Origin of the sequence: Providencia sp. PROV080 (genome assembly GCF_033688105.1) — a bacterium.
Lineage (GTDB): Bacteria > Pseudomonadota > Gammaproteobacteria > Enterobacterales > Enterobacteriaceae > Providencia > Providencia zhejiangensis.
Window position 1 is genome coordinate 1,539,634 of record NZ_CP096346.1, and the last position, 22,728, is coordinate 1,562,361.

The window sequence follows — 22,728 nt, forward strand, 5'->3', positions numbered from 1 at the left end:
TTTCCTGCTGGTTATCTAGTATGATAATCAGCAGGACGGATAACATTGCGAGAAAAAAACGATGATCAAACAAAGGACACTTAAACGTATAGTTGAAGCGACTGGTGTTGGTTTACATACTGGCAAGAAAGTCACGCTTACTCTGCGTCCAGCGGCGGCAAACACCGGGGTCATCTACCGTCGTACTGACCTAAATCCTCCGGTTGATTTTCCGGCTGATGCTAAGTCTGTCCGTGATACCATGTTATGTACTTGTTTAGTTAATGAAGATAACGTGCGTATTTCGACCGTAGAGCATCTGAATGCTGCTTTGGCAGGATTAGGTATCGATAACATTGTTATTGAAGTCAATGCGCCTGAAATCCCGATTATGGATGGCAGTGCAGCACCGTTCGTCTTCTTATTGCTAGATGCAGGTATTGAAGAACTGAATTGTGCGAAAAAATTCGTACGTATTAAAGAAAAAGTGCGTGTAGAAGATGGTGATAAATGGGCTGAATTCACACCATATAATGGTTTTAGCCTTGATTTTACTATCGATTTTAATCACCCTGCTATTGATAGCAGTACGCAGCGTTATAAAATCGATTTTTCTGCTGAAGCCTTTGTTAGCCAAATTAGCCGTGCGCGTACATTTGGTTTTATGCGTGATATTGAATATCTGCAATCTCAAGGCCTATGCTTAGGCGGTAGTTTCGATTGTGCTATCGTTGTTGATGACTATCGTGTCCTCAACGAAGATGGTTTGCGTTTTGAAGATGAATTTGTTCGTCACAAAACACTTGATGCTATCGGTGACCTATTCATGTGTGGACATAATATTATTGGTGCATTTACTGCCTATAAATCTGGTCATGCATTGAATAACAAACTTCTACAAGCGGTACTGGCTAAAGAATCTGCTTGGGATTTGGTGACATTTGAAGATGAAGCTGAATTACCCGTGGCATTCAAAGCACCTTCAACGGTTTACGCTTAATCAAGTTAAGTTGGTAACCAGTTGAATCAGTTGTTGTTATAAAACGCGAATGTCAGCGTTAATCTTTTCTGTTGGTTGTGCTGGTACTCTCTCCGGCCAGCGCAGCCAGCCGCTCTAGTCTCTGTTTTAAATCTTTTGAACTATTCTCTGCTAAACGTAAAAGATGCTTAGCCGTTTCCGCACTTATTCTCCGTTCATTCCTAGTTTGCATATTTTTAACTGTTTGATTATTCAGTGAGCTATTTTCAGTCTTTTTTCGCATAAGAGTAGGATTGATTCTGATGTCTATGGAAGATAAAGATGGTAGAATAGAGCCTCGTAATGCAGAAAGTAGATTAAGTTTTTCGTAATTTAATCGGGTCATCCAGCTTGCATTAGCAACCTCGATAATCAAAATGCTGTTACGATAGTTTGCAACGCGGCACATTGGCTTAAGTTCGCTAGGGAGCAATCCTTTAACAGCTTTGTTAAGCCGATTAATCGCGTTAGCAGTACGCTGAATAGTTAATAGGGGGCTGCTCGTTTTAGCGAGTGACTCCTCAAGGACATCGAATAATGCTTGTGGGTGACTATCTCTCATTTTTCGGCTCCGCCTAATGTGTTAGGTTTATTCTTAAGTATAGCTTGAGTAGTATAACGCGAACTTGAATAAAAATAGTGTAACAGCAACATAATATAAGACTTTGATGGGCATTTTAAATCTTTGGCGACAATTTGGTAGAAGATACTTGTGGTCTCATTTCCTATTAGGACTTGTCGCTACAGGGATTGGCATGCCTGCGATTTTAAATGCCTTATCAGATGCTCAGCAAACCCAGTTTAATTCGTCTGTTAATCGCCAAAATCAAGCGGTTAGTGCTTTTGATAACTTATTTGCACAACAACAACCCCAACGTTCTTCACCGTCATCGTCCTATTCTGTGAATTATTGGCAGCAACATGCGGTTAGGAATGTCATTCGACAACTGACTTTCGCTTTTTCAAACACTGAAGATGGCGATACGAATTTACAAGATGAAGCTAAAGGTTCACTACTAGCTCCACAAGTCATGCTTGATACGTTGTATGCCATGCTGGCACAACGTTCACTTCAATGGGGTGACAATGTTACCCAACCGGAACGCTACGCTTTTCCACATTTTGTAGCATATCAACCTGCAATTTGGGTTGCTCAGGTTCATGGGATCCGTGCCGGTCCTCTTATGAGTTAATTAGCAATAACATTGTCGATCTTGAGATATGCACTATGTTCTAAGCAAATTACATGATTTAATTGTTTAGTAATTAACTGAATTACCTGAGAATATATAAATATGTTAACAAAATTATTAACCAAAGTTTTTGGTAGTCGTAATGACCGTACCCTCCGTCGTCTACGTAAAGAAGTCGAAAAGATTAATCGTCTTGAGCCGGAGTTTGAAAAGTTAAGTGATGATGAACTCAAAGCTAAAACCCAAGAATTCCGTGAGCGTCTGAGTAAAAACGAAAGCCTTGAAAGCATCATTCCTGAAGCGTTTGCAACTGTTCGAGAAGCCAGTAAACGTGTTTTTGGTATGCGTCACTTTGATGTACAGCTGATTGGTGGGATGGTTTTGAACGAGCGCTGTATCGCTGAGATGCGTACTGGTGAAGGTAAAACACTGACAGCGACTCTCCCTGCTTACTTGAACGCATTAACGGGTAAAGGGGTTCACGTTGTTACAGTTAACGACTATTTGGCGAAACGTGATGCTGAAAACAACCGTCCATTATTCGAATTTTTAGGCCTGAGTGTTGGTATAAACCTTCCAGGTATGCCAGCAGGACTTAAGCGTGAAGCTTATGCGGCTGATATTACTTATGGTACTAACAACGAATTCGGCTTTGACTACTTACGTGACAACATGGCATTTAGCCCAGAAGAGCGCGTGCAGCGTAAATTACACTACGCATTGGTGGATGAGGTTGACTCAATTCTTATCGATGAAGCGCGTACACCACTTATTATTTCTGGTCCGGCTGAAGATAGCTCAGAACTGTACAAAAAAGTTGATAAATTAATTCCTAAACTTGTGCGTCAAGAGAAGGAAGACTCTGACACTTTCCAAGGTGAAGGGCATTTCTCAGTAGATGAGAAATCACGTCAGGTCACGCTGACTGAGCGTGGTTTAGTACTGATTGAGCAACTGTTAACAGAAGAAGGCTTAATGGAAGAAGGTGAATCACTGTATTCTCCATCAAACATTATGCTGATGCATCACGTGATGGCAGGCTTACGCGCTCATGCGTTATTTACACTGGATGTGGATTATATTGTTAAAGACGGTCAAGTTATCATCGTTGATGAACATACAGGCCGTACAATGGAAGGCCGCCGTTGGTCTGATGGCTTGCACCAAGCGGTGGAAGCAAAAGAAGGTGTTGAGATCCAAAATGAAAACCAAACACTGGCATCAATTACCTTCCAAAACTATTTCCGCTTATACGAAAAACTGGCGGGTATGACGGGAACCGCGGATACCGAGGCATTTGAGTTTAGCTCTATCTATAAATTAGATACCATTGTTATCCCAACTAACCGTCCTATGATCCGTAAGGATTTACCTGACTTAGTCTATATGACTGAAGAGGATAAATTCGCAGCGATTATTGAAGATATCCGTGAAAGAACACAAAACGGTCAACCCGTGCTCGTGGGGACTATCTCAATTGAGAAATCAGAGCTGATTTCTAATGCATTGAGAAAAGCAAAAATTGAACATAATGTATTGAACGCGAAATTCCATGCTTTAGAAGCGGATATTGTTGCGAACGCAGGTCAAGCTGGAGCGGTTACTATCGCGACTAACATGGCTGGTCGTGGTACGGATATTATGTTGGGTGGTAGTTGGCAATCTGAGGTTGCAGCTTTGGAAGCGCCAACTCAAGAGCAAATTGATGAAATCAAGGCGCGTTGGAAAGAGCGTCATGACGCGGTACTTGCTGCTGGTGGTTTACATATCATCGGTACAGAACGTCATGAATCTCGTCGTATTGATAACCAGTTACGAGGTCGTGCGGGTCGTCAAGGTGATGCCGGTTCTTCACGTTTCTACCTCTCCATGGAAGATGCATTGATGCGTATTTTTGCCTCTGATCGTGTCACAGGCATGATGCGTAAATTAGGCATGAAACCGGGTGAAGCGATTGAACACCCATGGGTCACGAAAGCTATTGCAAATGCGCAACGTAAAGTTGAAAACCGTAACTTTGATATTCGTAAGCAGCTGCTTGAATATGATGATGTAGCGAGTGACCAACGTCGTGCTATTTATACTCAGCGTAATGAGCTGCTTGACGGTGGTGATATTAAAGAAACGGTAGATAGCATTCGTCAAGATGTATTCACGACCACTATTGATGCCTATATTCCACCACAATCTTTGGAAGAAATGTGGGACATTGAAGGGCTACAAAAACGCTTAGTCAGTGATTTCGATTTAGATTTACCAATCAAAGAATGGTTGGATAAAGAGCCTGAATTACATGAAGAAACTCTTCGTGAGCGTATTATGGAAAAAGCCATTGAAATCTATCAGAAAAAAGAAGAGATCGTTGGCGCGGAAATGATGCGTAATTTCGAAAAAGGTGTCATGCTACAGACGTTAGATACATTGTGGAAAGAGCATTTGGCTTCGATGGATTATTTACGTCAAGGTATCCATTTGCGTGGTTACGCGCAGAAAGATCCAAAACAAGAATATAAGCGTGAATCTTTCAACATGTTTGCGAATATGCTTGAATCGTTGAAATACGAGGTTATCAGTACACTATCTAAAGTTCAGGTTCGTTTACCTGAAGAAGTTGAAGCTTTAGAACAACAGCGTAAAGAAGAAGCAGAACGCTTAGCGAAAAAACAGCAGTTGAGTCATGATGCCGGCGCTGAATCATTGATGTCTGAAGCTGAAGCACAGATAGCCACACAGGGTCATAAAATCGGTCGTAATGATCCTTGTCCTTGTGGTTCAGGCAAAAAATATAAGCAATGTCATGGTCGCTTAAAGTAATTTAATATCACATCACACAAGGCGGGGTAACCCGCCTTTTTAACGAAGAAATTATGGAAAAAAAACATCTGTATATTGCCGCTGGCATCATCCGTAATGATGACCACAAAATATTTATTACTGAGCGCCCAAGTGGCACTCATATGGCGGGTTTTTGGGAATTCCCTGGCGGAAAATTAGAACACGGGGAACAGCCTGAAGATGCGTTAATTCGCGAGTTAGAAGAGGAAGTAGGGATAATTGTCACTGAATGTGAGCTCTTTCACTGTGTTGAACATGAATTTGATGAACGCCGTGTGACTCTCTACTTTTATATGGTTTCTCGTTGGGAAAATGAGCCTTATGGGAAAGAGGGACAAAAAAGCCGTTGGGTCGATCAGAAAGATTTAGTGGCTAGTGAGTTCCCACCTGCGAATCGTATTATTATTGATATGCTAAAATAATTTTCCCTGAACTCACCGTCTGTTAAGAGGGGATTAATCATCATTTCTGTGCTGATAGAAGAGGGTGATTAAAATCAGGCTGTGAGTAAAAGTAAGGTAAGCTTTCGTTTATTAAGCGGTTTACGATAAAGTGAAATGGCGCGAGTTATTCGCATAATGCCTTATATTCCCGTTAATTTATTAACAACAGGATATAAGGCATGTCATTAACAGCAATAGCTATCTTGCTTGTTGCTATTAATGTTCAGGTTGTTCACTCCAATTATCACTGTCAGAAATATCACCCTGGCTGGCAATTCGTTTTTCTTCAGCCGCCCACTCACCAAGATCGATAAGTTGGCATCGCTTACTGCAAAATGGCCTAAATGGGCTTTCTTCTCCCCAAATAACAATTTTCTGGCATGTTGGACAATTAACTTCAATTTTTTCCGTCATTTACTACTTCCCCCTTATTAACAGCAGGATAATTCAAAAGTCATCATTGCGGGTACAATACCATTTTCGCTGTCAATGTGAAGAAAACGAATTGCAAATCGTGTTTTATGGCCTGAAATTTGAGGGAAAATCAGCTTATCGCTTGATAGCCTCACCCTTAATAACTCTTTATCTTCGACACTATCTTGATAAAAGCCATTGTGACACTCTTTAATTTCAAAAGAGCCCGCTTGACGAATGAGGTTCAAGATTGTATCTAACGTCTCTTTCAAAGGGGCTAGGCTTTTAAGCCAACCGCTAATAGCTTGCTCTTTCTGTTCTTGCGGCATATGTAACCACAATTGGAGTGTGGGGAGATCAAAACTACAGCATCCGCCGGGAATACTTAATCGTTGGCGAACCATACTAATGATTTTATCGTTCCTTAGCTGTTGACCAAATCTAGGTGCCGTTGTGATATTTGCGGCTTTAGTTGCAAGGTCATTAAGTAGAGATGAAATAAGCTGATTGTCTGCATTCGGTGCATCGGACCAAGCAGATAAACGTCTACGTTGCTTTTCAAGCTCTTTGATCATATCAGATCGCACTTCGCCCCTATCAAGAATTTCTATTAATTCTGATACGGAACGGAAAAAAGCAATACCGGATGTATAGGAGGTAATGTGGCTAAGTTCATAAACTTGATTTAGCAGTGTTTCGAGCCTTAGCCATGAGCGAATTTTTTCATTCAATGGATACTCGTAAGTGACGAAGTTTACAGTGTTTGATTCACTCATATTGATTTCCTATTTGTTCTGTTGTGCTAGCGTCATATACTTTTCGTGGAGTGCAGCGACCTTTTCAGCAATATCAGATTCACCATCATGATTTGTAATAATGTCATCACTTTGTAACAAGCGGTTTTCTCTGCTAGTTTGCGATTGCATAATATTAGCTACATGTTCTTGATTAACATTATCTCTTTGCATTGTGCGCTGAATTTGTTCTTCAGGGGTAACATCAATGACAAGAACCCGATCCGCTAGGTGTGATAGCTTGTTTTCAAATAATAAAGGAACAACCCAAATGACATAAGGGTTGGTAATTTGTTGTAATTGTCTTTGTGTCTCTTGCTGAATGAGGGGATGAAGTAGGGCATTTAGCCATTGTTTTTCAGATTCATTAGAAAAAATAATTTTCCTAAGATGCTGGCGATTGAGAGAACCATCCGATTGAATAATGTTTTCATCATAACGGTTTTTAATCGCTGCAAGAGCAGGCGAATTAGGTTCTACCACCTTTCTAGCAATAATATCGGCATCGACCAGTGGTACCCCTAGCTTAGCAAATTGATTAGCAACGGTTGTTTTTCCGCTACCAATTCCTCCTGTTAGTGCAACAATATAGGCCATAATCGTATTCATTGTTTTGAAAAATAATAGGTTACACGGATTTCTCCTGTTTGTCTTCACTCAGGAGATAATACGCACTGTAAGCTTACCGGACTTACCGTCAGTAGGTAGTTTTATAGCATAAATAGATAAAATGCTATCCTATAATTAACTATATCAAATGGTTGTTATAACATTTCCTAAATTAAATATAGGGAGGTACATTGCGACCATTATGCTCCCAACAAGTAAGGCCATTAATAGGAGCAATATGGGTTCTAAGTTTTTGAGTGATTTTTCCATTAGGGCGGTATGTTGAGTTGAAAAATGAGTAAATAAGTATTGTGAAAAGTGAGGTAGTTGGCCTGACTCCTCTGCCACCGCAATCAATTGATAGACTATTGCGGGGAAAAAAGAGTTATGTTTAACGGCATTAGACAATGATTCTCCTTTTAACACAGATTGATATACCAATAAGCTAGTTTTTTTATAGATTGGTGTATGGATCGTCTCTGCTGTGCATTTCAGACATTCTGTTAATGGCAGTCCCGCGCCTAGTGTAGAGGATAAGGTTAGAAAGAATATATTGAGATTATTTATTTCAATGAGTCTTTTTATCGGGGGAATATAAAACAGTAAACTCGCCATGAATATTGAAAAATAAGCATTAAACCGCCAAATAAGTGATAAGGAAATTAGGGTAATCGGCAGTAAATAAACTAAATACTGAGTGATTAAATTAGAAATGCTTATCATTAATTTAGTGATCGCTGGTAACTCATGTTGAAAACTATGATAAATAGTTTCAAATTGAGGTAGTACATAAATTAACATAATAAAAACTAACACAATTGACAATAACACGAGTATTAACGGATATCTCAGTGACTTTATAACCTTTTTTTGGGCTTCAGCATCGTGTTTTAGCATGGTAGCGATAATTTTAAAGGTTTTTTCATAATCTCCTGTTTTTTCGGCTACTTTTACTAAACTGATAATTGTTGGAGTGAATATGTTCGGGTGCTTCTCAAGATTATTGGAAAAATTATTCCCACGTTTTAAATCATAAATTGCTGATGCGATGATTTTTCTCCACAATGGATCTTTTATATTTTTTTGTAAAATATATAGGCTTTGCAATAAATTAATTCCAGAGGAGAGGAGCGTATTTAATTGATAAAAAAAATGGACGCGATAATGAATGTTGCTCTTATTCAGAATGAATAACGATCTAAAACGGATTTGAATAGGCGTGTGTTCAGACTCGAGTAACTCAATAAATGCAGATTTTTTATTTCTAGAGATAATGGTATCTTTAATAAGATTATTTTCATGAGATAACGCGATATAGGAATAAATAAACATTATAATTCCTCTCCATATCCGATGACTGAATATAGCTCTTGTAGCGTTGTTTCTCCGCTATCGATTAAATGTAAACCATCTTGAAAAAGCGTTTGAAAATGATTGGTATGATTTTTTTCACAATGAAAAATTTGGCTAAGCGCATTTTGTTCCAGATATTCATAGATTGCTGTTCTTCCCATAAAACCCGCAAAACAGAGATCACATCCAGCCGATGACCATTCTTTAATTGAGATATTTTCACTTATTTGCACGACCTTTGGCTGTTTTACTTTACAGTTAGGGCATAATCGACGTACGAGTCTTTGTGCAATGACCATTTTTAAACACGAACTGAGTTGTGATTTACTCACCCCGAGTTGAGTCATTCTATCAATGGCACTTAACGTACAATTGGTATGCAAAGTCGATAATACTAGGTGCCCTGTTTGTGCAGCTCTGGTTGCAATCTGGGCTGTTTCCTCATCCCTAATTTCTCCGATCATAATAATATCTGGGTCTTGTCGAAGTAACGCGCGTAATATATGTGCAAAACTTAGCCCATATTTATCATTAACGTGTATTTGATTAATGCCTGACAATGGGATTTCAATCGGGTCTTCAATAGTCGATATATTACGTGAAGATTGATTGAGATATTCTAATGAACTGTAGAGTGTGACTGTTTTTCCACTACCGGTAGGCCCAGTCACGAGAATTAACCCCTGTGGTTGCAATAATTTTTTCTTTAAACTGACCAGTAACTGATTATTCATACCAATTTGTTCAATAGAATATTTTAGCTGAGTATTCTGTATTCGTAGAACCAACTTTTCTCCATATAGCGTTGGAATCGTTGATAAACGGATACTGTAGTTGTGTCCATCAAAATACCAATTCATTTGCCCATCTTGCGGTAATCGTTTTTCCGCAATATTTAATTTTGCTAGTATTTTTATGCGTGCAATAATTTCATTATTGATTTCTAATGGTGGGGATGGAATAAAATAGAGTTTACCATCAACGCGTAGGCGGATTTTCAGCCCCTGTTTTGTCGGTTCAATATGAATATCAGAAGCGCGTTTTCTTACTGCGGCTTTCAACATATTTTCAGCAAAATCAACGGCTGGAGAAGTGATAGCTAATTGTTCTTTTTCCTGGCTATGGTATACGGTTTCTGGTTCTTGAATCTCTGCATATTTTTTATTGAAGTAGTGGTCAATTTTTTCTTTTGGCCAAATATCATAACATACAGGCACACCAGCAATAAAACGTAAAGTCGCAAGAACATTATCATGAGGTTTTTTAGGTACACCGATAGACAGTCGTTTATTATTATAATCTACAATAATAATATAATGTTTGTCACAGACACTTTTAAGCTCTTTGAATATAAAATCCTGTTCCCTGGTGGTCATCATAATTTATCCTATTTTTCAGAATACAAATGTATTTTCACATAACGTTTTTAATTTATTATCATTGCCGCTTTCACATATGACTTGCCATTGAAAGGGGGAGCTATCAGTCGGGACTGTTGGTGTTAATGTGACGGATAAACTGTCGAGATTTTTGTCTGCGGTGAAATTTATCACTCCGGATGCTACATCTATATTTTTTATATATTTTCCTTTTATATTGTTGGGGATATTTTCACTCCCTGCATTACAGGCTGCGAGTGTTCCTCTATTAAAGGCACAGATCTCTATATTATTCTTATAAGGTAAAATAGTTTGCAATACATCGGTTATGGCGGCCTTTTGCATATAACCTTGATAACCGGGGATAGCAATAGCACTTAATATGGAAATTATTGCAATAACGACCATGATTTCAATTAAAGAAAATCCTTTTTGATTCATATAGCCTCCTTGTTGGGTGAGGGGATACTTTAAAATGGAAGGGATGATTATTTAATTCAATAAAATTCATTTTGCGAAAGGCTATGTAAATGAAAAATTGAAAATGATACAGATTACATTTTCTTGGGAGGAGCCTCGCAAATACAGATTGAATGGAAAATAACATGTTTTATTTATTAGCGAGTATGATAGCTATAATATGTATAAAGAATAAATAGGATAAGTTGATTATAAAAATAATAGGAACCTTATTATATATTTCTATTATTTATTGCGATTAAACGAGGTTAGCAAGATATGTGATAGATCCAATTTGAAAAACGCTATGGTGCGATTAAAACAGTGGATAAATAAAAGCGGCAAAAGATGCCGCGAGATGTTAATTCATAATAGTGTTTATCAACAGTGTGTGGCTAACTGTGTTTTAAATCGTTGCCAATCAAAATAAGGTCCAGGATCTGTCTTTCGATTGGGGGCGATATCGCTATGCCCCGTGATGTGGTTCTTGATTTCAGGGTATAGCGTGATAAGAGAACACGTGAGTTTGGTTAATGAATCGTACTGTGCAGTAGTAAAAGGTTCAAAATCAGTACCTTCTAGTTCAATACCAATAGAAAAATCATTACACTTTTCTTTACCTTGATAACTCGATTGTCCTGCGTGCCACGCTCGTAGATGAAAAGGAACATATTGAATAATTTCGCCATCTCGGCGAATTAAACAATGAGCAGAAACACGAAGGTGTTTAATTTCGTCGAAAAAGGCATGCTCTGTTGGATTAAGTGTTCCAGTAAAAAGTTGGTTTGTAATCCCCCCGAAAAATCGCAGCAGTTATTTATAGAAAATTCTATTAAAATAAACTCAAGGAGTTTTCTATGCGTAAATCAAAATTCACTGATAGCCAGATATTGGCAATCATTAAACAAAATGAAAGTGGTATGCCCGTTCCAGAACTCTGCCGAGAACATGGTGTTAGCTCTGCAACATTTTATAAGTGGCGAGCTAAATTCGGCGGTATGGATGCTTCGTTGATGAAGCGAATGAAAGAACTCGAAGACGAAAACCGTCGGCTCAAAAAAATGTATGCGGAAGAACGTCTCAAAGCTGAGATTCGTTTGGAGGCGCTTGAGGGAAAGTTATAAAGCCATCTCATCGTAAGGAGATGGCTAAGGCTGCCGCAATTAAGTATGACATAAGCATTCGCTTTGCTTGCTTGTGCATGAATGTGAGCGAAAGCTGCTTTTACTATCAAAGTAAACTTAATGCTGAAAACGATCAGATTGCTGACTGGCTAATACGCCTAACCGAAAACAAAAAACGTTGGGGGTTTGGTCTATGTTTCTTGTATTTACGCAACGTAAAGGGCTTCGCATGGAACCACAAGCGCGTTTATCGAATTTATTGTGAGTTGGAGCTTAATCTTAGAATTAGGCCTCGCAAACGCTTAAAACGCGATAAGCCTGATGCCCTCAGTGTGCCTGTAGCCATTAACCAAGTATGGTCTATGGATTTTATGTCAGACAGCTTAGCCAGTGGCCGCAGCATTCGAACCTTTAATGTCATTGATGATTTTAATCGTGAATGCTTAGCGATTGATGTTGATTTATCGTTGCCTAGCGCACGAGTTATTCGGTCGTTAGAACAAGTCATCGAGTGGCGCGGTAAACCCAAAGCGATACGATGCGACAACGGACCAGAATATATTTCAGGAGAGCTAATAAACTGGGCAACACGGCAGCAAATTACCTTACTTTATATTCAGCCTGGCAAGCCTACACAAAATGCTTACATTGAACGCTTTAACCGAACAGCTCGTCATGAATGGCTTGATTTAAATATATTTGAGAGCGTTGAGCACGCTCAAGAACTTGCCACACAGTGGCTTTGGACTTATAACAATGAGCGGCCGAATACGGCGATTGGAGGAATACCCCCGAGACAGCGATTACAGGTAGCTTAAACTCTATAAATAGTTACTGTGAAAAGTGGGGGGATTACAGGTTGATATAAGGCCCCCCAAACTGACCTGGCGGGAGGCTAATGTTGTGGATCACCAAAAGAGAAGGGGACACATTTTCTGGTCGTTCATCATGATGTGGTGACGGGATATGGGTCACATTTTGCAACCAACCATTATGTATTTTCATATCCAGTGCCATAGTATTCCTTTCTATCTACTCTTCATTTGCAAACATCGCTGTGGGGAAGAAAGATTAGCATATACATAGAATAATTCGAGTTGTATGTTTGTATTCAATAACGTGTTTTTTTGTTAAAGCGAAGAAGATGCTAAAGTAATTTGGTTGATTAAGCGAGAGATAGGTTTATCACACATGCCATGTGCCTTGAAGTGATAGGATAGATGGCGAATAGCACATACAGGTATTGGAGTTTATTGATGGCGACAAGGCGTTATGACGAAAATCAAAGACGTGAAGCACTGTTTGAAAAATTAAATGCTGATATTCCTTTTATGGTCACTCATGCATTAAAAGAAGACCTTGGCCAAATTGTAGATGTTCGACAAGACATCACGGGGCAACTGTTACAGCCAGCAGCCCGCGCAACTGCTCGTATTATTACGAGAGAAGATGGTGTGTTTTGTGGTCAAAAATGGTTAGAGGAAGTATTTAAGCAGCTTGGTGGGCAAATCGATATCACATGGCATGTTAATGATGGTGATAAAGTGGTTCCAAACCAGCTACTTTGTGAAATGTCAGGCCCTTCGCACGTCCTATTGACTGGTGAAAGAACGGCCTTAAATTTTATTCAAACGTTGTCTTCAGTTTCCACGGTCACCGCGCAATATGTGGCACAACTTGAAGGCACTAAAGCAAAACTCTTAGATACGCGTAAAACTATTCCAGGGCTAAGAAGCGCTTTAAAATATGCAGTGCTAATGGGAGGAGGATATAACCATAGACTTGGTTTATCAGATGCTTATTTAATTAAAGAAAACCATATTATTTCTGCTGGCTCAGTAGCTAAAGCTGTCACGTTGGCACGACAAGCTCATCCTGAAGTGCCAATTGAAGTTGAGGTTGAAAATTTAGATGAATTACTGCAAGCATTAAAAGTAGATGCAGATATCATCATGCTCGATAACTTTACCGTTAATATGATGAAAGAAGCCGTGGTGCTAACGGCTGGTAAAGCCGCCCTCGAAGTGTCAGGAGATGTAACATTAGACACGATCAAAGAGTTTGCAGAAACAGGCGTTGATTTCATTTCTGTCGGCGCGCTCACGAAACACATTAAAGCGATGGATCTATCGATGCGTTTTGCGGAAGAAAAATAAGTAAGCACTGATAGATAGAAGTAGATTTAACCTATTTATGAGTTTTAACCTTCTGTATATACAGCAAAACTCTCGACCTTGATGGCTAGGTAAGAGAATGACCAAAGCGAGAAAGTGCCTTATTTTCTGGCTTTGGTGTCATCGAGTGAGCCTCGATTTCTATATCGTTATTTAATAGAGACGGTGCCGACTGATCGTTTTACTGGTGCACTGAAGTGACTTTCTAGGGAAGGAACATTGAGCATGACAAAATGCGTTGACGATGTTGATTTTATTTCTATTGTAATCAACCAATCAACCAATCAACCAATCAACCAACCGGTTAACCGACTGACCGATTGACCAAGTTATAAGCAGAGTACATATTTATTTCAGGGTGTTAAACGACATTTTGGCTTATCTGTGTGGAGAGAGCTTAAAATAACGACACGGCTACGCTTTGGGCTGCATTCTTGTCTGAATACGATGTAATCGGGTCGCTTGTAGATTTTTGTATGGTTAAATTTTGCTATTTTAGTGAATCCATACAACTCTTATATTGAGTAAAACAACAAATAGTATGAATAGTTAGCGATATTCTTCACTCCAACTCATGTATGTTTCTTGCGCGTATCGTCTTGATTGAGTGTAGCAAGAGAATATTCATTTTTTATGAATTTAAATTCCAAATATCTGCAACTATATCGTTTCAGCTTCTTTGTTTAAGCACATAAATTCGATAGAAATGTTAAATCGGCGTGTTTGTGATAGGCGAATTGGTTATCAAAACATGCTAAATTTTAAAAAAATCTGTTAAAATTTGCAGGATTTTATGATTTAGCGCAAGGTCTTTATGGACAGTTAGTGAATACTTTGTTACTTTATTAATCCATAATGAAATTGGTATTACCAATTAACACTGAGTGATACCTAATCAATAATTAATCACTAATGATCATGGCAGGTTATGGCTTACGGTAAAATTCGCCAACCAAAATTATCGGATGTCATCGAGCAGCGCCTCGAGCATCTTATTTTCGAAGGGACATTACGCCCCGGCGAAAAGCTGCCTCCTGAGCGTGAACTGGCAAAACAGTTCGACGTTTCTCGGCCATCAGTACGTGAAGCTATCCAAACCCTCGAAGCCAAAGGGCTATTATCACGCCGTCAAGGTGGTGGTACGTATGTTCAAAAACAAATGTGGCAAAGTTTTAGTGACCCACTAACCGAACTCCTTACCGGTAATCCAGAATCTCAATTCGATCTTCTTGAAACTCGTCATGCCCTTGAAGGTATAGCGGCTTATTATGCCGCATTACGCGGTACTGATGAGGATTTAGAACGTATTCGACAAAGTTATGAATTGATCATAAAAGCTCAACAAAGTGGGGATATTGATGCGGAATCTAATGCGGTTTTGCAATATCAACTTATTGTCACAGAAGCAGCACATAATGTAGTCATACTGCACTTATTACGCTGTATGGTGCCGATGTTGGAACAGAATATTCGTCAGAACTTTGAGTTTTTATATACCCGTAAAGAAATGTATAAAGCAGTTAGTGAACATCGTGCTCAGATATTCTCCGCTATAATGGCAAGAGAACCTGAGAAGGCAAGAGAAGCTTCTCATCGTCATTTAGCATTTATTGAAGAGTTACTTTTGGATATTAGCCGTGAACAAACAAGACGTGAACGCTCTTTACGTCGGTTGCAACAACATCCTGAATTAAATTAGTAATGCAGATTACTGACTGCTGCGTCTGTATTACTGTGACTACTCTCTGTGAGAGTTCTAGCGGCAACAACAGCAGGGCCTATCTTCCCGCTATTTTCTGCAAAGTAGCGCGAAGATAGGCTCCACATAAACATTAAAAAATAGATAACAGATAAGGAATACACCATGTCAGATATGTTGAAAAATGACGTGGATCCGATTGAAACTCGCGACTGGCTACAGGCGATTGAATCGGTCATCCGTGAAGAAGGTGTTGATCGTGCTCAGTTCATTATCGAACAGGTATTGAGCGAAGCGCGTAAAGGCGGTGTAAACATTGCTGCTGGTGCATCTGGTAGTTCTGATTATATCAACACAATTGCTGTTGAAGACGAGCCTGCATACCCTGGTAACATGGATTTGGAGCGCCGTATTCGCTCCGCAATTCGTTGGAACGCAGTGATGACTGTACTGCGTGCTTCTAAGAAAGATTTGGAACTGGGTGGCCATATGGCATCATACCAGTCTTCAGCGACTTTATATGAAGTTTGCTTTAACCATTTCTTCCGCGCTCATAACAATAATGATGGCGGGGATTTGGTCTTCTTCCAAGGTCATATTTCTCCAGGAATTTACGCTCGTGCATTCTTAGAAGGGCGCTTAACTGAAGAGCAGATGAACAATTTCCGTCAAGAAATTGGTGGTAAAGGTCTATCTTCTTATCCTCACCCTAAACTGATGCCTGATTTCTGGCAATTCCCAACAGTGTCAATGGGTCTTGGTCCAATTAACGCAATCTATCAAGCTAAATTCTTGAAATATCTTGATAACCGCGGTTTGAAAGATACTTCTGCACAAAGAGTCTATGCATTCTTAGGTGATGGTGAGATGGATGAGCCAGAATCTAAAGGTGCAATCACTATCGCAACTCGCGATAAGCTAGATAACCTCGTATTCGTTATTAACTGTAACTTGCAGCGTTTAGATGGCCCTGTAACAGGTAACGGCAAAATTGTTAATGAGCTAGAAGGTATCTTTAGCGGTGCTGGCTGGCAAGTTATTAAGGTTATGTGGGGTGATCGTTGGGATGAACTGCTACGTAAAGATACTAGCGGTAAACTTGTCCAATTGATGAACGAAACCCTTGATGGTGACTATCAGACCTTTAAATCACGTGATGGTGCATACGTTCGCGAGCACTTCTTTAATCGTTATCCAGAGACAGCTGCATTAGTTAAAGACATGACTGATGATGAGATTTGGGCTCTGAACCGTGGTGGTCATGATCCGAAGAAAGTCTATGCCGCATTTAAAAAAGCAGCAGAAACTAAAGGTAAACCAACTGTTATTTTAGCTCAAACCATTAAAGGTTATGGTATGGGTGAAACAGCAGAAGGTAAAAACATTGCTCACCAAGTGAAAAAAATGAACATGGATGGCGTTCGTCACTTCCGTGATCAGTTCAACGTGCCAGTGGCTGATGATCAACTCGAAAAACTGCCATATGTTACGTTTGAAAAAGATTCTGAAGAATACAAATATCTGCATGAGCGTCGCCAAGCATTAGGTGGTTATCTGCCAGCGCGTCGTACTCACTTTGATGAGAAATTAGAAATCCCTACATTGTCTGATTTCAGCCAATTGCTAGAAGAGCAATCAAAAGAAATTTCAACCACTATCGCATTTGTTCGTGCGTTAAACGTGATGTTGAAAAACAACTCTATCAAAGATCGTTTAGTTCCAATCATTGCTGACGAAGCACGGACTTTCGGTATGGAAGGTCTGTTCCGTCAAATTGGTATCTATAGCCCGAAAGGTCAGCAGTATACGCCTCAGGATCGTGAGCAAGTGGCTTACTATAAAGAAGACTCTAAAGGTCAGATCCTACAAGAAGGAATTAACGAACTGGGTGCAGGCGCATCATGGTTAGCGGCTGCAACATCCTACAGCACGAATAACCTGCCGATGATCCCATTCTACATCTACTACTCCATGTTTGGTTTCCAACGTATCGGCGACCTATTGTGGGCAGCAGGTGACCAACAAGCTCGTGGTTTCTTGATTGGTGGTACTTCAGGCCGTACAACTTTAAATGGTGAAGGCTTACAACACGAAGATGGTCATAGCCATATTCAATCACTGACTATCCCTAACTGTATCTCTTATGACCCTGCTTATGCTTATGAAGTTGCAGTCATTATGCAGGACGGTTTAGAGCGTATGTATGGTGAGAAACAAGAGAACGTGTACTATTACATCACGACTCTGAATGAAAACTATCATATGCCAGCGATGCCAGAAGGTGTTGAAGAAGGTATCCGCAAAGGTATCTATAAACTGGCTTCAATTGAAGGTAGTAAAGGTAAAGTTCAGCTGTTAGGTTCTGGTTCAATGATGCGCCATGTTCGCGAAGCGGCTAACGTGCTGTCGACTGAATACGGTATCGGTTCTGATATCTATAGCGTAACCTCGTTCACTGAGTTGGCGCGTGATGGTCAAGATTGTGAGCGTTGGAATATGCTGCACCCATCTGAAGCACCACGTGTACCTTATGTTGCTCAAGTGATGAATGATGCGCCAGCTGTTGCATCAACTGACTATATGAAACTGTTTGCAGAACAGATTCGTACTTTCATCCCAGCAAGCGATTATCGTGTATTGGGTACTGATGGTTTCGGTCGTTCTGACAGCCGTGAAAACCTACGTCACCACTTTGAAGTGGATACATCTTATGTAATCGTTGCGGCGCTAGGTGAATTGGCTAAACGTGGTGAGATTGATGTTAACGTCGTTGAAGAAGCGATTAAAAAATACAACATCAACCCAGAAAAAGTTAACCCACGTCTGGCATAAGAGGTAAGAATCAATGTCTATTGAAATCCAAGTGCCTGATATCGGTGCTGATGAAGTTGAAGTCACCGAAGTGATGGTCAAAGTTGGTGATAAAGTAGAAGCAGAGCAATCACTTATCACTGTTGAAGGTGATAAAGCGTCTATGGAAGTACCATCTCCACAAGCGGGTGTGGTTAAAGAAATTAAAATTGCAGTTGGTGACAAAGTTACCACCGGTAAATTAATTATGGTATTTGAATCAGCAGAAGGTGCCGCTCCAGCGGCTCCTGCTGAGGCTCCGGCTGCACCAGCGGCGGCGGCAGCTGCTGCTGAGTTAAAAGAAGTATCCGTACCTGATATTGGTGGTGATGAAGTTGAAGTCACTGACATCATGGTTAAAGTTGGCGATACTGTTACAGAAGAACAGTCACTCATCACTGTTGAAGGCGATAAAGCGTCTATGGAAGTTCCTGCTCCATTTGCAGGTACGGTCAAAGAAATTAAGATCGCAACAGGTGATAAGGTAAAAACTGGGTCGCTAATTATGGTCTTTGAAGTCGCCGGTTCTGCACCAGCGGCAGCACCTGCACCAGCAGCGTCAGCATCCGCACCTGCTCCAGCAGCTTCTGCAATTAAAGATGTGAATGTACCAGATATCGGTGGTGATGAAGTTGAAGTCACTGAAATCATGGTTAAAGTTGGCGATACTGTTACAGAAGAACAGTCACTCATCACTGTTGAAGGCGATAAAGCGTCAATGGAAGTACCAGCGCCATTTGCAGGTACAGTCAAAGAAATTAAGATCGCAACGGGTGATAAGGTGAAAACTGGCTCGCTGATCATGACCTTTGAAGTGGCAGGTGCAGCACCAGCGGCAGCAGCCTCTGCGGCTCCAGCTCCGGCTCCTGCATCATCGGCTTCGGCACCTGCGGCAGCGCCAGCGAAAGCGGCTGATAGCAAGAATGAATTCGTTGAAAACGAGGCTTATGTTCATGCGACACCAGTTATTCGCCGTTTAGCTCGTGAGTTTGGGGTTAACCTTGCTAAGGTAAAAGGTACTGGTCGTAAAGGTCGTATTTTGCGTGAAGATGTGCAATCTTACGTTAAAGATGCGATCAAACGTGCTGAAGCGCCTGCCGCAGCGGGTGGTGGCCTGCCAGGTATGCTGCCATGGCCAAAAGTGGATTACAGCAAGTTTGGTGAAGTTGAAGAAGTTGAACTGGGCCGTATCCAAAAAATCTCCGGTGCTAACCTGAGCCGTAACTGGGTCATGATCCCTCACGTTACGCTGATGGAAGACGTTGATACTACTGATGTTGAAGAGTTCCGTAAGCAGCAGAACAAAGAAGCAGAGAAGAAACAGCTAGGTGTTAAAATTACCCCACTGGTGTTTATCATGAAAGCTGTGGCTCGTGCGCTTGAAGAAATGCCACGTTTCAATAGCTCTATTTCTGAAGATGGGCAACGCCTATTCATGAAGAAATATATCAACATTGGTATTGCGGTTGATACACCTAACGGTCTTGTTGTTCCTGTTATCAAAGATGTGAACAAAAAAGGCATCATGGAACTTTCTCGCGAACTGATGGAAGTTTCTAAGAAAGCACGTGCAGGTAAATTGACGGCTTCTGATATGCAGGGCGGATGCTTCACGATTTCTAGCCTTGGTGGTATCGGAACAACTGGTTTCGCACCAATTGTTAATGCGCCTGAAGTAGCTATTATGGGGCTATCTCGCTCTTCCATGAAACCAGTATGGAATGGCAGTGAGTTTGTACCTCGTTTAATGCTACCAATGTCACTTTCATTCGACCATCGTGTGATTGACGGTGCTGATGGTGCTCGCTTTATCACCTTAGTAGGTCAATTGATGAGCGATATTCGCCGACTGGTGATGTAATAAATAAGACCGGCTAATAGGCCGGTCTGTTTTATTTAGGCTGGGGCAGAATTTTTTACTGTTCATCCGAAACGTTGCGAGTCACGTCACGTAATGAGCCTTTTCAGGATGTTAACAATTCTGTAAACTGCTCGCGGTGTGTATTTTCCGGTGGAATAATTCGTTTTTTCGGCAGCCCGCTGGACAAAACAAAAAGAGGTCATGATGAGTACTGAAATTAAAGCCCAAGTAGTGGTACTTGGTGCAGGCCCTGCAGGGTATTCTGCGGCTTTCCGTTGCGCTGACTTAGGTTTAGATACTGTTTTAGTTGAACGTTATTCAACTCTGGGTGGAGTTTGTTTGAACGTTGGTTGTATCCCTTCTAAAGCACTATTGCATGTAGCTAAAGTGATTGAAGAGGCTAAAGCCCTCGCTGAACATGGTATTGTTTTTGGTGAGCCAAAAACGGATATTTCCAAAGTTCGCCTGTGGAAAGAAAAAGTTATTAATCAGCTGACAGGTGGTTTGGCTGGTATGGCAAAAGGCCGTAAAGTGAACGTTGTTAACGGTCTTGGTAAATTTACTGGTGCTAACACACTGGTTGTTGAAGGCGAAAACGGTAGCACAACGATCAACTTTGATAATGCGATCATAGCTGCGGGTTCACGTCCTATTCAGTTACCATTTATTCCTCATGAAGATCCACGTATTTGGGATTCAACGGATGCACTAGAACTGAAAGAAGTTCCAGAGCGTTTGTTAGTTATGGGTGGTGGTATCATCGGTCTGGAAATGGGGACTGTGTATCATGCTCTGGGTTCTCAAATTGATGTTGTTGAAATGTTTGACCAAGTCATCCCAGCGGCTGACAAAGATGTGGTTAAAGTATTCACCAAACAAATTAGTAAAAAATTCAACTTACTATTAGAAACAAAAGTGACGGCTGTTGAAGCAAGAGAAGACGGCATCTATGTTTCTATGGAAGGTAAAAAAGCACCTGCTGAACCACAACGTTATGACGCTGTGCTTGTTGCAATCGGCCGTGTACCAAATGGTAAAAACCTTGATGCAGGTAAAGCTGGCGTCGAAGTTGATGACCGTGGTTTCATCCATGTCGATAAGCAAATGCGCACGAATGTTCCTCATATTTTTGCTATCGGTGACATCGTTGGTCAACCAATGCTGGCACACAAAGGTGTTCATGAAGGACACGTGGCAGCTGAAGTTATCTCTGGCTTGAAACACTATTTCGATCCAAAAGTTATCCCATCTATCGCTTACACTGAGCCAGAAGTTGCATGGGTAGGTCTAACAGAGAAAGAAGCGAAAGAGAAAAACATCAGCTATGAAGTCGCAACATTCCCTTGGGCTGCTTCAGGTCGTGCAATTGCTTCAGACTGTTCAGAAGGTATGACCAAACTGATTTTCGACAAGCAATCTAACCGTGTTATCGGTGGTGCGGTTGTTGGTGTTAACGGTGGCGAACTGTTAGGTGAAATTGGCCTAGCAATTGAAATGGGTTGTGATGCAGAAGATATCGCATTAACTATCCATGCTCACCCAACACTGTATGAATCAATTGGTATGGCGGCAGAAATCTACGAAGGTAGCATTACTGACTTACCAAACGCTAAAGCGAAAAAGAAAAAATAATTTCTTAAGTCGCTTTGGTAAACAGCCTTTTTAATTCGCTGTTTATCAGTAAAGTAGATAGAAGCCAATGTGGAAGCACATTGGCTTTTTGCTTTTGTATATAGGTAGTTATATTTTTGGGGTGATTATCATATTCATTTAAATAGTTTTCTTAAATAAAAAGCGTCTTTAAAAGTGAAAGATAAATCAATATTAATGATAATGCGTATTTGGCTCATGAAATATTACATTCTTTGCGCTAATTACGCTTATACTTCAAGTCGCAGCGTTGTTGACTGCGCTCACTCACACTAGTCACATAGTTGCACCTCGAATTATTTAGAGTGTAGATTAATCCTCATAACGTATATCAATAAGCAAATGCCATGAAACTGATACCCGCTGCAATTTTAATTCATGTTCCTAATGTGTCCGTAGGCTTAGCTTGGTACCAGCAAGCTTTTTCGCAAGCGGTAGCCGAGTATCTCCCTGAGTTTGATTTTACGTTATTGCATATAGGGAATTTCACCATTGAAATTGTGCAAGCGGATGAAAAGGTCAGAGAAGGTAAGCGGGGAACCGTGCTTTATTGGCAAACTGCATCTTTAGATGCTGCAATGAAACATCTAATCACTTTAGGTGCGAAACTATACCGAGGACCAATGCGAATCGATAGTAACAACCGAATGTGTCAGCTTGAAGATCCGTTTGGTAATTTAATTGGTTTAAAAGGGCAATAAAATCAATTAAAACCGTTAAAAAAATTATGACCAATCGTAATGATTTTCCTTATCAATTAGAGAGATAAATAAAATTACGATAAAAGATATAATTTGTGATAACTAATGAAAAAGGGCACAAAAGAGGGTGCGTTAACGGTATAAATGCATTATAAAAAGTGTGGCTATAGGCTCTACTGCCAGTTGTGCGCTT

18 protein-coding genes and 2 pseudogenes are annotated in these 22,728 nt (G+C 40.4%); 11 read left to right on the plus strand and 9 right to left on the minus strand.

Annotated elements, in window-relative coordinates; all coding sequences use genetic code 11:
- Nucleotides 1–61 precede the first annotated feature (61 nt).
- Complete coding sequence (lpxC, locus tag M1F03_RS06615; RefSeq protein WP_154622673.1) at nt 62–979, plus strand: UDP-3-O-acyl-N-acetylglucosamine deacetylase; 918 nt, start codon at nt 62–64, stop codon at nt 977–979.
- Nucleotides 980–1,037: 58 nt separating this feature from the next.
- On the opposite strand, the gene M1F03_RS06620 is transcribed toward lpxC, so the two are convergent.
- Complete coding sequence (locus M1F03_RS06620; RefSeq protein WP_154622672.1) at nt 1,038–1,559, minus strand: DUF721 domain-containing protein; 522 nt, start codon at nt 1,557–1,559, stop codon at nt 1,038–1,040.
- Between the two features lie 106 nt (nt 1,560–1,665).
- On the opposite strand from M1F03_RS06620, the gene secM reads away from it, so the two are divergent.
- The 3 genes from secM (at nt 1,666) to mutT (ending at nt 5,447) form a co-directional block, all read left to right on the plus strand.
- Nucleotides 1,666–2,190 carry a secA translation cis-regulator SecM gene (gene secM, locus M1F03_RS06625; protein WP_154622671.1) on the plus strand — a complete coding sequence of 175 codons (525 nt, stop codon included), beginning with the start codon at nt 1,666–1,668 and terminating at the stop codon, nt 2,188–2,190.
- Between the two features lie 102 nt (nt 2,191–2,292).
- Nucleotides 2,293–5,004 carry a preprotein translocase subunit SecA gene (gene secA, locus M1F03_RS06630; protein ID WP_163860899.1) on the plus strand — a complete coding sequence of 904 codons (2,712 nt, stop codon included), beginning with the start codon at nt 2,293–2,295 and terminating at the stop codon, nt 5,002–5,004.
- Nucleotides 5,005–5,057: 53 nt separating this feature from the next.
- Nucleotides 5,058–5,447, plus strand: coding sequence for an 8-oxo-dGTP diphosphatase MutT (gene mutT, locus M1F03_RS06635; protein ID WP_163860900.1), 390 nt, complete (start codon nt 5,058–5,060; stop codon nt 5,445–5,447).
- Nucleotides 5,448–5,684: 237 nt separating this feature from the next.
- Here the strand turns inward: mutT and yacG are convergent, their stop codons facing one another.
- The 7 genes and pseudogenes from yacG to ampD form a co-directional block, all read right to left on the minus strand.
- Nucleotides 5,685–5,882 (minus strand): DNA gyrase inhibitor YacG, encoded by a 198-nt coding sequence (yacG, locus tag M1F03_RS06640; RefSeq protein WP_154622668.1) that lies wholly within the window; start codon nt 5,880–5,882, stop codon nt 5,685–5,687.
- 17 nt (nt 5,883–5,899) lie between these two features.
- Nucleotides 5,900–6,658: a cell division protein ZapD gene (gene zapD, locus M1F03_RS06645; protein WP_251463845.1), complete on the minus strand. Its 759-nt coding sequence runs from the start codon at nt 6,656–6,658 to the stop codon at nt 5,900–5,902.
- 9 nt (nt 6,659–6,667) lie between these two features.
- On the minus strand, nt 6,668–7,273 hold the full coding sequence (coaE, locus tag M1F03_RS06650; RefSeq protein WP_154622666.1) for a dephospho-CoA kinase: 606 nt from the start codon (nt 7,271–7,273) through the stop codon (nt 6,668–6,670).
- Between the two features lie 156 nt (nt 7,274–7,429).
- Entirely contained in the window at nt 7,430–8,617 is a 1,188-nt protein-coding gene (locus tag M1F03_RS06655) for a type II secretion system F family protein (RefSeq protein WP_251463846.1), read from the minus strand.
- Nucleotides 8,617–10,017: an ATPase, T2SS/T4P/T4SS family gene (locus M1F03_RS06660; RefSeq protein WP_251463847.1), complete on the minus strand. Its 1,401-nt coding sequence runs from the start codon at nt 10,015–10,017 to the stop codon at nt 8,617–8,619. The genes M1F03_RS06655 and M1F03_RS06660 overlap by 1 nt, the downstream gene beginning before the upstream one ends.
- A 15-nt stretch (nt 10,018–10,032) precedes the next feature.
- Complete coding sequence (ppdD, locus tag M1F03_RS06665) at nt 10,033–10,458, minus strand: prepilin peptidase-dependent pilin (RefSeq protein ID WP_251463848.1); 426 nt, start codon at nt 10,456–10,458, stop codon at nt 10,033–10,035.
- Nucleotides 10,459–10,857: 399 nt separating this feature from the next.
- Nucleotides 10,858–11,274, minus strand: a pseudogene (ampD, locus tag M1F03_RS06670) (1,6-anhydro-N-acetylmuramyl-L-alanine amidase AmpD); the annotation flags it as partial.
- Nucleotides 11,275–11,333: 59 nt separating this feature from the next.
- On the opposite strand from ampD, the gene M1F03_RS06675 reads away from it, so the two are divergent.
- Nucleotides 11,334–12,418 (plus strand): IS3 family transposase gene (locus tag M1F03_RS06675; RefSeq protein WP_374195714.1). Its coding sequence is split into 2 segments (ribosomal slippage): nt 11,334–11,595 and nt 11,595–12,418, totalling 1,086 coding nucleotides; the frame shifts between segments, so codons are not numbered across the junction.
- Nucleotides 12,419–12,458: 40 nt separating this feature from the next.
- On the opposite strand, the pseudogene M1F03_RS06680 reads toward M1F03_RS06675, so the two are convergent.
- Nucleotides 12,459–12,617: pseudogene (locus tag M1F03_RS06680) on the minus strand (N-acetyl-anhydromuranmyl-L-alanine amidase); the annotation flags it as partial.
- Between the two features lie 239 nt (nt 12,618–12,856).
- Here M1F03_RS06680 and nadC point away from each other — a divergent pair.
- The 6 genes from nadC (at nt 12,857) to M1F03_RS06710 (ending at nt 22,535) form a co-directional block, all read left to right on the plus strand.
- Complete coding sequence (gene nadC, locus M1F03_RS06685) at nt 12,857–13,756, plus strand: carboxylating nicotinate-nucleotide diphosphorylase (RefSeq protein ID WP_196713372.1); 900 nt, start codon at nt 12,857–12,859, stop codon at nt 13,754–13,756.
- 946 nt (nt 13,757–14,702) lie between these two features.
- Nucleotides 14,703–15,473 (plus strand): pyruvate dehydrogenase complex transcriptional repressor PdhR, encoded by a 771-nt coding sequence (gene pdhR / locus M1F03_RS06690; protein ID WP_154625096.1) that lies wholly within the window; start codon nt 14,703–14,705, stop codon nt 15,471–15,473.
- A 165-nt stretch (nt 15,474–15,638) separates the two neighbouring features.
- Nucleotides 15,639–18,305, plus strand: coding sequence for a pyruvate dehydrogenase (acetyl-transferring), homodimeric type (aceE, locus tag M1F03_RS06695; RefSeq protein ID WP_154625095.1), 2,667 nt, complete (start codon nt 15,639–15,641; stop codon nt 18,303–18,305).
- Between the two features lie 13 nt (nt 18,306–18,318).
- Nucleotides 18,319–20,184 carry a pyruvate dehydrogenase complex dihydrolipoyllysine-residue acetyltransferase gene (gene aceF, locus M1F03_RS06700; RefSeq protein WP_251463849.1) on the plus strand — a complete coding sequence of 622 codons (1,866 nt, stop codon included), beginning with the start codon at nt 18,319–18,321 and terminating at the stop codon, nt 20,182–20,184.
- 204 nt (nt 20,185–20,388) lie between these two features.
- Nucleotides 20,389–21,816 (plus strand): dihydrolipoyl dehydrogenase, encoded by a 1,428-nt coding sequence (lpdA, locus tag M1F03_RS06705; protein ID WP_154625094.1) that lies wholly within the window; start codon nt 20,389–20,391, stop codon nt 21,814–21,816.
- A gap of 365 nt (nt 21,817–22,181) precedes the next feature.
- On the plus strand, nt 22,182–22,535 hold the full coding sequence (locus M1F03_RS06710) for a VOC family protein (protein WP_251463850.1): 354 nt from the start codon (nt 22,182–22,184) through the stop codon (nt 22,533–22,535).
- Nucleotides 22,536–22,728 lie beyond the last annotated feature (193 nt).

What these genes read in the sequence shown, in the direction of transcription:
- coaE (WP_154622666.1), bottom strand. Translation starts at nt 7,273, where the DNA reads ATGGCCTATATTGTTGCACTAACAGGAGGAATTGGTAGCGGAAAAACA.
- secM (WP_154622671.1), top strand. Translation starts at nt 1,666, where the DNA reads ATGGGCATTTTAAATCTTTGGCGACAATTTGGTAGAAGATACTTGTGG.
- ppdD (WP_251463848.1), bottom strand. Translation starts at nt 10,458, where the DNA reads ATGAATCAAAAAGGATTTTCTTTAATTGAAATCATGGTCGTTATTGCA.
- M1F03_RS06660 (WP_251463847.1), bottom strand. Translation starts at nt 10,017, where the DNA reads ATGATGACCACCAGGGAACAGGATTTTATATTCAAAGAGCTTAAAAGT.
- aceE (WP_154625095.1), top strand. Translation starts at nt 15,639, where the DNA reads ATGTCAGATATGTTGAAAAATGACGTGGATCCGATTGAAACTCGCGAC.
- aceF (WP_251463849.1), top strand. Translation starts at nt 18,319, where the DNA reads ATGTCTATTGAAATCCAAGTGCCTGATATCGGTGCTGATGAAGTTGAA.
- zapD (WP_251463845.1), bottom strand. Translation starts at nt 6,658, where the DNA reads ATGAGTGAATCAAACACTGTAAACTTCGTCACTTACGAGTATCCATTG.
- M1F03_RS06710 (WP_251463850.1), top strand. Translation starts at nt 22,182, where the DNA reads ATGAAACTGATACCCGCTGCAATTTTAATTCATGTTCCTAATGTGTCC.
- M1F03_RS06655 (WP_251463846.1), bottom strand. Translation starts at nt 8,617, where the DNA reads ATGTTTATTTATTCCTATATCGCGTTATCTCATGAAAATAATCTTATT.
- mutT (WP_163860900.1), top strand. Translation starts at nt 5,058, where the DNA reads ATGGAAAAAAAACATCTGTATATTGCCGCTGGCATCATCCGTAATGAT.
- lpdA (WP_154625094.1), top strand. Translation starts at nt 20,389, where the DNA reads ATGAGTACTGAAATTAAAGCCCAAGTAGTGGTACTTGGTGCAGGCCCT.
- secA (WP_163860899.1), top strand. Translation starts at nt 2,293, where the DNA reads ATGTTAACAAAATTATTAACCAAAGTTTTTGGTAGTCGTAATGACCGT.
- pdhR (WP_154625096.1), top strand. Translation starts at nt 14,703, where the DNA reads ATGGCTTACGGTAAAATTCGCCAACCAAAATTATCGGATGTCATCGAG.
- nadC (WP_196713372.1), top strand. Translation starts at nt 12,857, where the DNA reads ATGGCGACAAGGCGTTATGACGAAAATCAAAGACGTGAAGCACTGTTT.
- yacG (WP_154622668.1), bottom strand. Translation starts at nt 5,882, where the DNA reads ATGACGGAAAAAATTGAAGTTAATTGTCCAACATGCCAGAAAATTGTT.
- lpxC (WP_154622673.1), top strand. Translation starts at nt 62, where the DNA reads ATGATCAAACAAAGGACACTTAAACGTATAGTTGAAGCGACTGGTGTT.
- M1F03_RS06620 (WP_154622672.1), bottom strand. Translation starts at nt 1,559, where the DNA reads ATGAGAGATAGTCACCCACAAGCATTATTCGATGTCCTTGAGGAGTCA.